Below are 15421 nucleotides of genomic sequence, written 5' to 3' on the forward strand. Positions count from 1 at the left end.
GATATTGCAGCAGCTTTTGGCTTTGATGGGAGTTGCTGATAATTTTGTTATTGAGGTTTTACTTGATTTAACTCACCTTTAATCCATTCATATATTGCTTTCTTAGGGTTTTTAATTATCTCTGCAACATTTTCTACTAGATTTATTATTCCTTTAACTAACGATAATACATCTTTTGCTATTTCACCTATAGAATTATTACCTGCTTGTAGTTTTTCTTGGTCTTTATTGGACAAATTACTACGTATGTTATTCATTCTTGATTTAAGCTCATCTTGTTCTAGCTCTTCTTTTGTAAAATGTGACTTAAGTTTTCTATCAACAATTTTTTGTTCTTCCGGAGTTAAATTCTTGTATTGATCAACAAGTTTATTAACTTTTTCTTGTTCTTCCGGTAGTTTTGAAATATTTTCAGCAATATTTGGCATTTGTTTCTCTCATAAAGTTAAAACATATTAATTTTGCGTATTATATATATTTTTTAACTTTATACAAGAAAAATTTTAATAGAAATTAACCTTTGAACGCAGCCTTAATACCTAGAAAGTCTAAAAAATTTCGTAATTCTTGACGTGCAAGCACGTGTGAGCTATTAAATGCTCTATCATATTTTGCAGTTTTTAGATCAAATAATGTTAGACCTTGTAAAAATAACTCCCTATATATTACACGTTCACTAAATCCTTCTGCGAGTTTAAAGTTAATTCTTTTAGCAAGTTTAGCTAATACATTCCCTACGCGTCTTTTATTTAATGCATCAAGATTGCTTAAACGATTGCGAAGTATTACCCAATCTATACTAATTCTATCACGACTAGCACGCTCCATTTTCTGCTCCCAAATCATTTGACTATATATTGATGGGCTAATAATTTCATCCTTGCTATCGACTTTTGCTATTACGTCTAAATCTAGAAAGCTGTCATTAATCGGTGTAATAATTGTATCGGCGTAAGAATGAGCAACTCTTGATAAAGGAGTATGACTGCCTGGGGTATCAATCACTATATAATCAGCATCTTGATTATTTTCTAGTACTTCCTCAAAACTCTTGACTTGCTCTTCTATCTCTCCTTCAGATATATGAAAATGTTTTGGTACTAATACAGGTTTATCAGGATTTTGTTTATTATATAAATCTCGATTTTTTAAATAGCTTGTTAAAGAACCTTGCCTTGAATCGGTATCAATACTTACTACCGAGCAATTTTGATAAAGCAAAGCTATTATTAGATGCATACAGCAGGTAGTTTTACCTGCTCCACCTTTTTCATTACCGATAACAAATATATAAGGTTTATTTATTGTGTTCATAATTATATTCAGAATAAACGAATAGTAGATAGACGAAGTTTAATGTCATTTTTAGCTAAGCATTGTCAGATGAACCCGATGTCATTCCCGCGTAGGCGGGAATCCAGTTCTTTGTCATACCGCGACTTGATCACGGTATCTAATTTATTATTTTTAGATCCCGTGGTCAAGCCACGGGATGACATCCCAAAGCCTTGGATTCCCGCCTACGCGGGAATGACATAAAACGATCCATGCAACAACGCCCTTCGCCTTCTCGCAATGACGACTCTGTATTCATGCAAGCAATGCCACACAAAAACGGCATCAAGTATATTCTTTGATAAATTTTTCAAGTAATCTAACACCATATCCAACTGCTCCCTTAGGACCGAGTGCTGAAGCTTTGTTACTATTTGCAACGCCTGCTATATCTAAATGAGCCCAATCTACCCCGTCTTTAATGAAGCGTTTGATAAAATGTGCAGCCGTGCTGCTTCCGGCAGCTCCCGGTACGTTACCGATATTTGCCATATCGGCTATGTCGGAATTGATCATTGCATCATACTCATCATGAAGCGGCATTCTCCAAAGTTTTTCATTAACTTCTTCCCCTACTTTTATTAACTTATCAGCTAACTCATCATTATTGGAAAAACAACCGGCATATGTACTACCGAGTGCTACGGTTATCGCTCCTGTTAGAGTTGCAACGTCAATCACGCATTTAGGCTTAAATTTTTCTTGTGCATACCAAACGGCATCGGCAAGTACTAAACGCCCTTCTGCATCGGTATTTAAAACTTCTGCAGTTTGCCCTGACATAGTAGTTACTACATCTCCTGGACGCTGTGCGTTACCGGACGGCATATTTTCTACAAGCCCTACAACACCGACTATATTTACAGGTAATTTTTGACCGGCAACCGCAATCATAGCACCCACGACTGCTGCAGAACCTCCCATATCGTATCTCATTAAATGCATATTACTTGACGGCTTTAAGGAAATACCGCCTGTATCAAAAATCACTCCTTTACCAACCAAAGCAATAGTCGGAACATCTTTACTGCCGCCTTTATATTCCATCACTACTAATTTTGACTCGTTTTGTGAACCTTGACCGACCCCAAGTAATGCTCCCATACCAAGATTTTTCATCTCACGTTCACCGATAACGTCAACATCTACTCCGAACGGTTCAAGTATATCAACTATTCTTTCAGCATAAACTTGCGGAGTTTTAATATTTGACGGTTCATTACATATATCTCGTGTAAAAAATACTGCCTCAGCAATTAATTTTTTGACTTCAAATAATTTTGCTGCTTCAGTACTATTATCGGTAAAAATCTCAATTGACTCTACTGCAAACTTCTCTGCTTCTTTTAAGGTAGTTCTATATTTATTAAATCTGTAAGAAGCAAGGAATGCACCGCTAGCAACTAAAGATACAAATGTTTGAGGTGTAAACTTGCTAATTCTATTTGTAAGTTTTAAGCCGATAGTAGAAATTTTAGCACAAATTGCATTTTGTAAGATTTTACCGCCTAACTCTTCAATTTTTGCTTCAGTTAATTTTTCTTCATTCCCAAGACCTGCCATTATCAAATATCTAACCTCGCCTGATTTAATGACAGACGGAATAACTTTAATCTGTCCATATTTACCGGTAAATTGCAGTTTATTCTGAATAGTTTTAGAAATTAATCCGTGATGTTGTTGATCAAGTCCTATTAAATTACTATCAAGCTTTAACTGTTCATCAATAAAAACTACTAGACCCTGATTAGTAGATGATTCTTCATTCACAAAATTTATGTTAAGCATACTCATTCCTTATATTACTTTTGACTTTGGATAATTCTATTTATCTTGATAAAACTTTGCAAGTATTATAATTGATTTAAAACAAAATCTCATTAAATAGCATTTGACAAATGTTAATGTTTTTTATATTTTGCTGACGAGTTAGTTAAATTTAAGTAATAATATGCCAGTACATGACATCACTTCTCATTTAATTAAGCAGAAGTATACAATGATTAAAACATCATGTGAGCTAAACCAAGATATGGATGAGATTTATAGCCTCACGCCTCATCCAATACGATATACTTGCTTTAACTATTTAAAGTTATTATCTCTACCTATATCGCTAGCATTTTATGTAACAAAGCTTTGTTTTACGGCTAATCCTGTATGGACATGGATAGGGGTTAATTTGTATAAGAAGATGGATCAAGCAATAGCCAAAAAAATATTACACGGCTTACCTGATGAAATAGAAGCAGATCAACATATACCTAAAATTGTCGAGTATGTATTAAAAAAATATGAAGAAAACCCTACATTAGCACCTCTTGTTGAACCTACATTTATACAAAAATTTTTAGCAAAGACCGGTAAATATATTCCTGCTTTTTCTAAAATAGTAAAGTTTTGGAATGAAGGAGGAATTAATTATTCTGATGAAATACAAACAAAACGAGAATTAATTGACGTTATTTATAAACAAATTGTTTCTAAAGCTTATGAAGTAGGTAAAAAAGGAGAAAAGCTTGAAATAACGGATGTGAAAGCACTTTTCCCAGAGATAAATTTTGAAGAAAAAATCAATGCTAAATCAGAAAATCTTGAAATAGAGAAAGTAGAAGTAATCAATGAAGAGCCTTTAATTTCTGAATTACCTGTTAGACATCTTTCTAAACCAGTTTATAGAGAGGAATTTAAAGGAGATACGGAACGCAGCACCGCAGCGTATATAGACATATGTGAGGATGCAAGTCTAGGCTCGACGTCTAAATTACCTCTAGAAGCGAAGTTTAGGAAGATGTCTATTGATCAAAAACACGAGGAAGCTACGATTACTACTAATGCAAATAATGGTATTAACCCATTAGTAAACTTACTCATGTTAAAAGCTTTACATGATGGAATTTGTCAAGAGGTGCTGAAAACTTATGTTGAACATTGTTTAGCAGAAATTCAGATATCTAAAAATCAAGAAATACTTGAAAACTTCCGATATGAAGATTCTTTAGCAAGATTACAATTATACGGTAATTATAATTATGATAACAATAATACGTATATCTTTGAACAACCAGTATCTTATTTAGGTCAAACCTACGAGCATTTAACAGCACCGATTGCTTGTTATTAAAGAATCATTCCTACAAAATAAGAAAAAGCCTATAGTACCAGACATTTTTTTAAAAAATCCCAATGTCATTCCCGCGAAAGCAGGGATCCAGACTAAAAAATCTTTAATTTTAAAGATTTTTTATTACATAGCTTTTGTAAAGTAAAGCTTTTTTTAAAAGCTTTACTTTACTGGATTCCCGCCTACGCGGGAATGACATAGAATAAAAATTGTCCGGTACTATAGTTATCCCCGCGTGGATACTAAAGGTCGTCATTGCGAAGAGCGAAGCGACGTGGCAATCTAGAAAATAATTAAAAAAATTCTGTAAATCAGAATTTTTAACTGGATCCCGTGGTCAAGCCACGGGATGACAGTGGTGAAATTGAGCCATACAACAACGCTTAGGTCGTTCACAATGACGACTTTCAGTATCCACGCAATAACGCCTTACAATAATCAAGTATATTTATACATTTTCTTCATCAAGCTTCACGGCTGCTTTACGCATTTTATCCATAAAGTAACCGGTTCCGGCAGGTACTAATCGTCCAACTATCACGTTTTCTTTTAATCCTCGTAGCTTATCTATTTTACCGGCAATAGCTGCTTCTGTTAAAACTCTAGTAGTCTCTTGGAATGATGCCGCAGAGATAAACGATCTAGTTTGCAGAGAAGCTTTAGTAATACCTTGTAATATTAATTGTGCTTCAGCAGGTTTTAAACCATTTTTAATAGCTTTTTCATTTATCTCCTCGAATTCATGTCTATCTATTTTTTCACCTGCTAATAAGGTAGTTCCACCTGAATCCGTGATTTCTACTTTTTGTAACATCTGACGAATAATAACTTCTATGTGCTTATCATCAATCTTTACACCTTGTAGACGATAAACGGCTTGAACCTCTTTAACAATATAATTTGCAAGAACCTCTACACCCATTACTTTTAAAATATCTTGAAGTACTGGATTACCGTCAATCAATAAATCGCCTTTTTTAACAAAGTCACCTTCGTTAACTACAACATGCTTGCCTTTAGGTACCATATACTCAATAGACATTGTTTCATCAATCGGATGTATAATAATACGTCTCTTAGATTTATAGTCTTTACCGAATTCTACTCTACCGTCAACCTCGGCAATAACTGCGTGATCTTTAGGACGTCTTGCTTCTACAAGCTCGGCAACTCTCGGTAAACCACCGGTAATATCTTTAGTAGTGGTTGATTCTTTCGGTATACGTGCAATAATATCACCTACAGATATTTGTACTCCGTCTTCTACGCTTAAAACTGCTCCAACCGGCAAGTAATATCTAGCTTCTAAACCGTTTGATAAGGTTATAACTTCACCTTTAGTATCTAAAAGCTGTATACGCGGACGTAATTCTGCACCGCGTGAATATTGCTTTGATTCAATAATAACTTTACTCGGTATTCCAGTAGCTTCGTCAGTTACGTCACGAATAGAAATACCCTCAACCATATCTTTGAATAAAACTTTACCTGATTTCTCCGTGATAATCGGTATAGTATAAGGATCCCACTCCGCTAGTTTTTGAGTTTTAATAACCATATCACCGTCATCAACAAGTAATCTAGCACCGTATGGAATTTTATGACGAGCCTTTTCATTACCGTTATTATCAAGTAATAATAATTCACAATTTCGGCTCATAACAATTTTACGTTCTTCGGAATTAATAACAACGTTACGACTTATAATTTTCACTTTTGCGTCATAGGAAGCTTCTACAGAAGAAACTTCAGCACCTTTTGTTGCCGCTCCTCCGATATGGAAAGTTCTCATTGTAAGCTGCGTACCTGGTTCACCGATAGATTGAGCAGCAATAACCCCGATTGCCTCACCCTCCGACACCAACGTACCGGTAGCAAGATCCCTACCGTAACATATGCTACATACACCGGTAGTACTTTCACAGGTTAATACGGATTTTATCATAATTCTGTCGAGTCCAGCCGACTCAATCTGCTCTAACTTTGCTTCATTAATAAACTCGCCTTTATTGAGAATTAGATCATTAGTTACAGGATGAAATATATCGATAGCGGTAGTACGACCTAAAATCTTTTCAGCTAAAGGTACTATAACTTCTCCCCCTTCAATAACACTCTTAACTTCAATCCCTTTATCAGTTCCACAATCTTTTTCGGTAATAATACAATCTTGTGCAACGTCTACTAATTTTCTTGTTAAGTAACCTGAGCTTGCCGTTTTTAAAGCCGTATCTATTTGCCCTTTACGCATTCCGTTAGCAGAATTAAAACACTCAAATTCAGTTAATCCTTCCTTAAAGTTAGAGATAATAGGAGTTTGTATAATTTGACCGTTTGATTTGGTCATTAAACCTCGCATACCGCCTAACTGCTTAATTTGCTGGAAAGAACCTCTTGCTCCGGAGATAGCCATCATATATATAGCATTTATTTTTTGATGATTCGGATCATCACTAACTGGCGGCGTAGCAATCTCTTTCATCATGTCGTTTGCTACTCTATCGGTACATCTTGACCAAGCATCAACTACTTTATTGTATTTCTCTCCATAAGTAATTAAACCGTTTGAATATTGTTGTTCAAATTCTTTTATTTCAAGCTGAGTTTCATTGATATGAGTACTCTTAGATTCCGGTACTACCATATCGTCCATTCCAAAAGAAATACCTGAAGAACAAGCATATTTAAAACCTAGTTTCATTAGCTGATCGGCAAAAATTACTGTAGCTTTTTGACCGCAGTGACGATAAACTAAATCTATAACTAATGATATGTCTTTTTTAGTTAGTTGTTTATTAATAAACTTGAATTCTATATTAGGGTTAGAAGGCAATAATTCACCTACCATTAACCTACCGTAAGTAGTATCAATGATAACAGGGACCATTTTACCTTCGGCATTTAGCTGATTTCTACGATATTTTATCTTTGTATGAATAGTTATAAATTTATTATATAAAGCATGTTCCATCTCAGCTAAATCTGAGAACATCATCCCTTCGCCTACTTCATTATCAAATGCAAGGGTTAGATAATATAAACCAAGTACTATATCTTTATCCGGTACAATAATAGGACGTCCGTTTGCAGGACTTAAGATATTATTTGTAGACATCATAAATACCCTAGCTTCAAGCTGTGCTTCAATCGATAACGGAATATGTACCGCCATCTGATCACCGTCAAAGTCCGCATTAAACGCAGCACAAACAAGCGGATGAAGCTGAATCGCTTTACCTTCGATTAATAGCGGTTCAAATGCTTGAATACCTAATCGATGCAATGTCGGAGCTCTATTAAGTAAAACCGGATGCTCTCTTATGACTTCTTCAAGCACATCCCAAACTTCAGGCTTTTCAGCTTCCACCATTCTTTTTGCGGCTTTAATAGTCGTAGCAATACTGTACAACTCAAGCTTAGAATAAATAAACGGCTTAAATAGCTCCAATGCCATTTTTTTAGGTAAACCGCACTGATGGAGCTTAAGCTCAGGTCCGACCACGATAACCGAACGTCCTGAATAGTCAACCCTTTTACCAAGTAGGTTCTGACGGAAACGACCTTGCTTACCTTTAAGCATATCACTTAATGACTTAAATGGACGCTTATTAGCATTTTTCGCTGCTCTACCTCGACGACCGTTATCAAATAACGCATCCACTGCTTCTTGTAACATTCTTTTTTCGTTCCTGACTATTATATCAGGAGCTTTTGACTCTATTAGTTTCTTTAAACGATTATTTCTATTAATTACTCTTCTATAAAGTTCATTTAAGTCCGAAGTAGCAAATCTCCCGCCGTCAAGCATAACAAGCGGTCTAATTTCAGGAGGAATAACCGGCAAAACATCCATAATCATCCATTCCGGCTTATTTTCCGACTCTAAAAAATCCTCTACTAATTTTAAACGCTTTACTAATTTTTTCTTTTTGACTTCTGAGGAAGTGGTTTGTAATTCCTCGTACAATTCTTGCTTTAACTTTAAAAAATCAAGCTCTTTAAGCATTTGTTGTATTACTTCTGCACCTATAGAGGCAGTAAATGCATCTTCACCGTACTTATCTTTTGCTTTCTGTAATTCTTCCTCTGTTAAGAGTTCGCCTTTTTGTAAAATCGATAACCCTGGGTCAACTACTACATAATTTTCAAAATAAAGAATCTTTTCTACATCTCGCATTGTCATATCAAGAAGCATACTAATTCTTGAAGGTAGTGACTTTAAAAACCAAATATGAGCAACGGGAGCAGCAAGTTCAATATGCCCCATTCTTTCACGCCTTACTCTAGAAACCGTAACTTCAACGCCGCATTTCTCACATGTAATACCACGATTTTTCATCCGCTTATATTTACCGCAGAGACATTCGTAATCTTTTACCGGACCAAAAATTCTTGCACAAAATAAACCATCTTTCTCTGGTTTAAAGGTTCGATAGTTAATTGTTTCAGGTTTTGTTACTTCACCGAAAGACCACGAACGTACTTGATCAGGACTTGCTATATTAATCCTTATTTGATCAAATTGTTGAGTATTACTTAATTGTCCGTAAAAATTTACTACGCTCATAAATACTTTTCCTTAAAAATTACTCGTATACTTCTTTATTTAAAGTTCTCATTGTATGGTTTTCGTCATTGCGAGGAAATTGCAGAGCAATTGTACACCCGCAATCTCGTGCCAAAATCCTGAGATTGCCACGCTCCTTTTAGTCGCTTAGCTCATGACGCTTTAGTATCCATAAACCACAGAATAACTAACTCGAAGTTACTTCAAGCTTTACGTTAAGACATAAAGATCTAAATTCTTTTATCATAACATTAAATGATTCAGGAATGCCTGATTCAAAATTATTTTCACCACGTACTATAGAATCATAAGTTTTGATCCTACCGTTTACGTCATCCGACTTAACCGTTAACATTTCCTGTAACGTATAAGCCGCACCGTAAGCTTGTAATGCCCAGCATTCCATTTCTCCGAAACGCTGTCCACCGAAATGAGACTTACCTCCAAGCGGTTGCTGCGTTACTAAGCTATAAGGTCCTATAGAACGAGAGTGAATTTTATTATCGACTAAGTGATGAAGCTTCAGCAAATATTTCTGTCCAACGGTCACTAGACGGTCAAAATATTCACCGGTTCTACCGTCAATTAATTTTACTTGTCCTGAAGGATCTTGACCGGCAAGTTTTAACATATCTTTAACGTCCTGAACTTTTGCTCCGTCAAATACAGGAGTTGCAAAATGTACGCCTTTACTTACTTTATTACAGAAAGATATAATCTCTTCTTCCGATCTTTCAAGTATATAATTAATATTCTCTCCGTATAGCTCAAGTAAGAATTTCTTAATCTGCTCAATACCTATATGTTTATTTTTATATTCCTTTACTAAGGTAGATATTTTTTTTGCTAAATTTATTGATGCCCACCCAAGATGCGTCTCTAAAATCTGTCCTATATTCATACGAGACGGAAGACCTAGAGGGTTAAGAAGGATATCTACCACAGTTCCATCTTCTAAAAATGGCATATCTTCTTCAGGTACGATACGTGAAATAACACCTTTATTTCCGTGCCTTCCTGCCATCTTATCCCCGGGCTGTAATTTATGCTTAGTTGCGATAAATACTTTTACTACTTTTAAAGCTCCCTGAGGTAAATCATCACCGCTTTGCAATTTCTCTACCTTAGTAGCAAATCTTTTATCGAGGGCATTTTTTTTCTCATCATAATGAACTTTAATTTGCTCTATTTCATTCATTACATTTGCATCTTCCACGGTAAGCTGCCAAAATTGCCCTTTAGATAAACCTTTTAGCATTTCACTAGTAATTGTTTGTCCTGCTTTTACTTGCTTAGGACCGTTAACAATCACCTGCCCTATTAAAAGCTTTTCAAGCCAACTAAACACAAAATGCTCAATAATTTCTAATTCGTCGTCTCTGTCTTTTGCTAATTTTTCAATTTGTTGTTTTTCAATAGCAATAGCTCGCTGGTCTTTTTCTACACCCCTACGAGAAAATACCCTTACTTCTACTACAGTTCCGCTAACTCCGGAAGGTACATGCAGAGATGAATCTTTTACGTCAAAAGCTTTTTCCCCGAAAATAGCACGTAGTAGCTTCTCTTCAGGAGTAATAGGCGATTCACTTTTCGGTGTTACTTTTCCGACTAAAATATCACCGGCTTTTACTTCTGCACCTACATAAATTATTCCGACTTCATCAAGATGACGCAACGCTTCTTCGCTTACATTCGGTATATCACGGGTAATTTCTTCAGGACCAAGGCGTGTATCTCTAGCTATTACTTCAAACTCTTCAATATGAATAGATGTAAATACATCCTCTTTTACTATACGTTCAGATATTAAAATTGAATCTTCAAAATTATAACCGTTCCAAGGTAAGAAAGCCACAAGCACGTTTCTACCTAAAGCAATTTCACCGTTATCCGTACTAGGACCGTCAGCTATAATATCGTTTTTCTTAACATAATGACCGACCTTAACTAAAGGCTTTTGATTTATACAAGTATTATGATTGGATTTTTGGAATTTTAATAAATTATAAATATCAACAGACGGAGAACCGTCAATTTTTTGTTCTAGAGTTCTAATCACTATTCTATTTGAATCTAACTGCTCAACAATACCGTCATGTAATGCAAGTACTGATGCTCCGGAATCTTTAGCTACTACCCCTTCAACTCCGGTACCTACAAAAGGTGCATCCGTTTTAATTAAAGGAACGGCTTGTCTTTGCATGTTTGAACCCATCAAAGCACGGTTAGCATCATCGTTTTCTAAGAAAGGTATAAGAGAAGCCGCAACCGATACTACCTGCATAGGAGTCACATCAATAAAATCTACCTCATGCGGTTCTACCATTACAAAATTACCGCCTTCAACACGGCAATTAATAAACTCTCCTTGCAACTTTCCGTCTTTATCAACTTTAGAATTTGCTTGTCCAATTTTGTATTTACCTTCTTCAATAGCAGAAAGATATACCACTTCATCAGTTACCTGCCCATCTTTAACTCTTCTATACGGACTCTCTATAAAACCGTGTTTATTTATCCTAGCATAAGTAGCCATAGAGTTAATTAACCCGATATTCTGACCTTCAGGTGTTTCAATAGGACAAATACGACCGTAATGAGTCGGATGTACGTCACGCACCTCAAAACCCGCTCGATCTCGACTAAGCCCTCCGGGACCGAGTGCCGACAGCCTTCTTTTATGAGTTATTTCCGATAATGGATTTGTTTGATCCATAAATTGGGATAATTGGGAGGTACTAAAAAATTCTTTTACGACTGAAACTAAAATCTTGGAATTTACTAAATCATGAGGCATTACGGTATCAACATCACCTGCCGACATCCTTTCAATTACAGATTTTTCCATTCGGACTAAACCTATTCTAAATTGATTTTCTATCAATTCACCTACTGATCTAACCCTTCTATTACCTAAATGATCAATATCGTCTATAATACCTTTACCGTCTTTAAGCTCTACTAAAACTCTTACGATATTTTTAATATCATCAATTGTTAAAACCGTAATTTCTTCTGAAATATTCAGCTCTAACCTAGAATTCATTTTTATTCGTCCGACTTCTGAAAGATCATATCTTTCCGCATCAAAGAATAAATTATAAAACAGGCTTTCAGCCGCTTCGATATTAGCAGGTTCGCCGGGTCTTAAAACTCTGAAAATATCACATAATGCTGCCTCACGGTCCTGATTCTTATCAGCAAATAAGGTATTTCTTATATATGGACCGGATTGAGGATTGATTACTAATACATTAACATTTTTAATTTTAAGATCATTAATAACATTTAGCATATCGCTAGTTATCATTTCACCGATTTTTGCTAATACTTCATCGCTTGCAGGATCCCTTAAATCTTCGGATAGATATTTGCCGATTAAAGTTTCATGAGCTACTAAAATATTATTAAGCCCTTCCCCAAAATATTTTTTAGCTAAACGCGGAGTAATTTTTTGCCCTGCTTTCAGTAAAACATTTCCGGTATCTGCATCTACTAAATCACTTGTTAAACGATGAGCAGTAATATGCTGAGGTATAAATTTAACCGCCCAACCTTTATTTTTAACAAGCTTATAAGTTACTGAATTATAATAAAATTTTATAATTTCTTCAGTACTCATACCTATAGCTCTAAGCAAAGTAGTAGCATAAAGCTTTCTTTTTCTATCAATCCTAAAATAAATAACATCCTTAGCGTCGAATTCTAAATCAAGCCAAGACCCTCTATATGGAATAACACGAGCAGAATATAAAAGCTTGCCGGAAGAGTGGACTTTTCCTTCATCATGATAAAAGAATACGCCAGGTGAGCGATGCATTTGCGATACAACTACTCTTTCTGTACCGTTAATGATAAAAGTACCGTTTTTAGTCATTAATGGGATATCACCCATATATACTTCTTGCTCTTTAATCCCTTTAATTTCTCTAGTACCGGTATCCTCATCTATATCCCAAATACTTAATCTTAAAGTAACTTTAAGAGGAGCAGCATAACTTAAACTTCTTTGACTGCACTCTTCTACATCATATTTTGGAGTATCGAATTCATATTTTACAAATTCTAAATTAGCAATATTGGAGGAATCTGAAATAGGAAAAATTGAGTTTAATATAGATTGTAAACCTTTATTTTTTCTTTCAGAATCTTTAATATTTAACTGTAGAAAGTTTTTTTCATATGAATTTTTTTGAATTTCAATCAAATTCGGTATATCTGCCACTAAATTTATGTGACCGAAATTTTTTCTTATTCTTCTATTATGTGACAAGGGTTGTGCTTCTATATTATCCCTTAATGAAACCATATAATCTCCTGACTGATAAAATTACTGCCCGTATTGAAGTGATTAGGTCCTATACATTTTAATAGAATAATCATAATTATGGCTCTTTTTAGCTGTAAATCATAAGTTTTTTTGAAATAGTAATAAACTTTCCTCTCAAAAATCTTATTAATTTTTGCTTAAAAATATCTCCTAATTATAATCATTAATCAAAAGTGTTCAAAACCTAGGTTCTGTATATAAAATTTAAATTATTTATATTTCAAACAGTAAAATTTTTATTGGAATAGCTACCTATTTCAATAAAATGCTTATAATTTGCAGTAAAATAAAAATATACTGTTTTAAATTTTTTTACATAGAACTTAAATTAAAGAAACCTAGTAAGTTTCCTATTTAGATCTTGTGTAGGCTCTGCGAACATTTCCAAAAAGATTTGATTTTGGTTATTTGTTTGTTACAAAAAATTATAAGGTTTTTTTAAAATTAGGTATTATTCCTTCAAAAATCTCATTAATTTTCATTAAAAATCAATTATAAATGTTCACAGAACCTAGAAAATTTTAATAATTTAAATTTCTAGACGTATGGTACGTTAACAAAATTATTTTAATCAATAAGATTTTCAATGTAATAGCTTTAACCTATTTCAAAAAAATAACTTACATTAGCTTTAAAATAATTTTTAAACAAAAAAGCCTTATTCAAATTTAATTACTAAAATAAGGCTTTTTAGATTTTAAGAAGTTAATTTAAAGCTATAAAATATTTTATCATGTAATGCAAAAAATATTAGGTCCTGTAAAAAAATTAATCTATATTTAGTTGTTTTTGATTGAAAACCACAAGATTTTTTTTTGGAATAAAGATAACTGTTCCAACAAGAATCTTATTAATTTTTACTTAAAAATATCTAATAATACAAATAATTTAATTCTTCTTTACAGAACCTTAATGCAGAAATAATTATTTTAATTCAACTTTTGCTCCGGCAGCTTCTAACTTACCTTTGATTTCTTCAGCTTCTGCTTTTTTCACATTGCTTTTAATCGGCTTTGGAGCTTCATCAACTAATTTCTTAGCTTCAATTAAACCAAGACCTGTGATATCTTTCACAACTTTAATTACTTCAACTTTCTTGTCACCGGCAGCTGTTAAAACTATTTCAAACTCAGTTTTTTCAGCTGCTGCTTCAGCCGCAGGAGCTGCAGCACCGGCAGCTGCTACAGCTACAGGAGCTGCTGCAGATACACCCCATTTTTCTTCTAGCATTTTCACAAGCTCAGCTGCTTGCATTAATGTTAATGATGATAATTGTTCTTCAATTTTAGCTAAATCTGCCATAATTTTTTCCTTTTTACTTTTTTTATATTGAGAGATTACTGCATCAGGTATTTCAAAGTTAATTAAATTCTTTTTTGCTACAAATTATAAGATTTTTTTAAAATAAGAACAATCTCCTATAAAAAACCTTATTAATTTCCACTATAAAAGCTCTTTAATTATCAATTAAAATCCCTAGTGCAGTAACCTTTAAGTTAATTTTTACTAGCATGTGCTTGTATTACTCTCGCCATACTCGAAGACGGGGCTTGTAAAACACCTACAACCTTAGTAGCCGGTGCTTGTAATAACCCAACAATTTTACCTCTAAGCTCATTAAGTGAAGGTAGCTTAGAAAGTTCTTTTATTGAATGTTCATCTAATACGTGATTATCGACTATTCCACCAATAATCTTAAGATTATCATTAGCCTTAGCAAAACTAACTACTAATTTTGCCATCTCAACCGGTTCTTTAGAATAAACAATAGCAGTAGGACCTGCAAATAAATTAGCAATACTATCAAGCCCTGTTTGATTTGCAGCTATTTTTGCTAAAGTATTTTTAACTACTTTAAAACCTGCTTCTTTAGATTTAAGTGATTCTCTAAGTGAACTCACTTGACTAACGGTTAACCCATGATAATGGGTAATAATTACGGAGGGCGATTCTTTATAAATATTTACAATATCCTCTACTGCTACCGGTTTTTCTGATCTTAACACCTTTTAATTCTCCTTTTATAACACAGTTTAATATATTTAAACTGATACAAATGCTTAAA

The 15421-nt window shown here is 34.1% G+C and carries 9 protein-coding genes; 1 reads left to right on the forward strand and 8 read right to left on the reverse strand.

Annotated features, from left to right (window positions below):
• Nucleotides 1-47: 47 nt before the first annotated feature.
• The 4 genes from AC5587_RS06595 to AC5587_RS06610 form a co-directional block, all read right to left on the reverse strand.
• Nucleotides 48-428, reverse strand: a complete 381-nt coding sequence (locus tag AC5587_RS06595; RefSeq protein ID WP_499162219.1) for a DUF3106 domain-containing protein — start codon at nt 426-428, stop codon at nt 48-50.
• Nucleotides 429-513: 85 nt separating this feature from the next.
• A complete protein-coding gene (locus AC5587_RS06600) occupies nt 514-1314 on the reverse strand; it encodes a division plane positioning ATPase MipZ (protein ID WP_499162220.1) in 801 nt (266 codons plus the stop codon).
• 65 nt (nt 1315-1379) lie between these two features.
• Nucleotides 1380-1499 (reverse strand): palindromic element RPE4 domain-containing protein, encoded by a 120-nt coding sequence (locus tag AC5587_RS06605; RefSeq protein WP_499162221.1) that lies wholly within the window; start codon nt 1497-1499, stop codon nt 1380-1382.
• Nucleotides 1500-1620: 121 nt separating this feature from the next.
• Complete coding sequence (locus AC5587_RS06610) at nt 1621-3123, reverse strand: leucyl aminopeptidase (protein WP_499162222.1); 1503 nt, start codon at nt 3121-3123, stop codon at nt 1621-1623.
• Nucleotides 3124-3286: 163 nt separating this feature from the next.
• On the opposite strand from AC5587_RS06610, the gene AC5587_RS06615 reads away from it, so the two are divergent.
• Nucleotides 3287-4459: a palindromic element RPE1 domain-containing protein gene (locus AC5587_RS06615; RefSeq protein ID WP_499162223.1), complete on the forward strand. Its 1173-nt coding sequence runs from the start codon at nt 3287-3289 to the stop codon at nt 4457-4459.
• Between the two features lie 448 nt (nt 4460-4907).
• Here the strand turns inward: AC5587_RS06615 and rpoC are convergent, their stop codons facing one another.
• From rpoC to rplJ, 4 genes are all read right to left on the reverse strand, one after another.
• A complete protein-coding gene (gene rpoC / locus AC5587_RS06620; protein WP_499162224.1) occupies nt 4908-9026 on the reverse strand; it encodes a DNA-directed RNA polymerase subunit beta' in 4119 nt (1372 codons plus the stop codon).
• Nucleotides 9027-9213: 187 nt separating this feature from the next.
• Nucleotides 9214-13335 carry a DNA-directed RNA polymerase subunit beta gene (rpoB, locus tag AC5587_RS06625; protein WP_499162225.1) on the reverse strand — a complete coding sequence of 1374 codons (4122 nt, stop codon included), beginning with the start codon at nt 13333-13335 and terminating at the stop codon, nt 9214-9216.
• Nucleotides 13336-14280: 945 nt separating this feature from the next.
• A complete protein-coding gene (gene rplL, locus AC5587_RS06630) occupies nt 14281-14658 on the reverse strand; it encodes a 50S ribosomal protein L7/L12 (RefSeq protein ID WP_218459909.1) in 378 nt (125 codons plus the stop codon).
• A gap of 194 nt (nt 14659-14852) precedes the next feature.
• Nucleotides 14853-15362, reverse strand: a complete 510-nt coding sequence (gene rplJ / locus AC5587_RS06635) for a 50S ribosomal protein L10 (protein ID WP_499162227.1) — start codon at nt 15360-15362, stop codon at nt 14853-14855.
• Nucleotides 15363-15421: the final 59 nt, after the last annotated feature.

Origin of the sequence: Rickettsia endosymbiont of Hedychridium roseum, from assembly GCF_964028255.1 — a bacterium.
GTDB classification, from domain to species: domain Bacteria; phylum Pseudomonadota; class Alphaproteobacteria; order Rickettsiales; family Rickettsiaceae; genus Rickettsia; species Rickettsia asembonensis.

Coding starts and splice junctions, on each gene's coding strand:
- AC5587_RS06595 (WP_499162219.1), bottom strand. CDS start 428: ATGCCAAATATTGCTGAAAATATTTCAAAACTACCGGAAGAACAAGAA.
- AC5587_RS06605 (WP_499162221.1), bottom strand. CDS start 1,499: ATGTCATCCCGTGGCTTGACCACGGGATCTAAAAATAATAAATTAGAT.
- rpoB (WP_499162225.1), bottom strand. CDS start 13,335: ATGGTTTCATTAAGGGATAATATAGAAGCACAACCCTTGTCACATAAT.
- AC5587_RS06615 (WP_499162223.1), top strand. CDS start 3,287: ATGCCAGTACATGACATCACTTCTCATTTAATTAAGCAGAAGTATACA.
- AC5587_RS06600 (WP_499162220.1), bottom strand. CDS start 1,314: ATGAACACAATAAATAAACCTTATATATTTGTTATCGGTAATGAAAAA.
- rpoC (WP_499162224.1), bottom strand. CDS start 9,026: ATGAGCGTAGTAAATTTTTACGGACAATTAAGTAATACTCAACAATTT.
- AC5587_RS06610 (WP_499162222.1), bottom strand. CDS start 3,123: ATGCTTAACATAAATTTTGTGAATGAAGAATCATCTACTAATCAGGGT.
- rplL (WP_218459909.1), bottom strand. CDS start 14,658: ATGGCAGATTTAGCTAAAATTGAAGAACAATTATCATCATTAACATTA.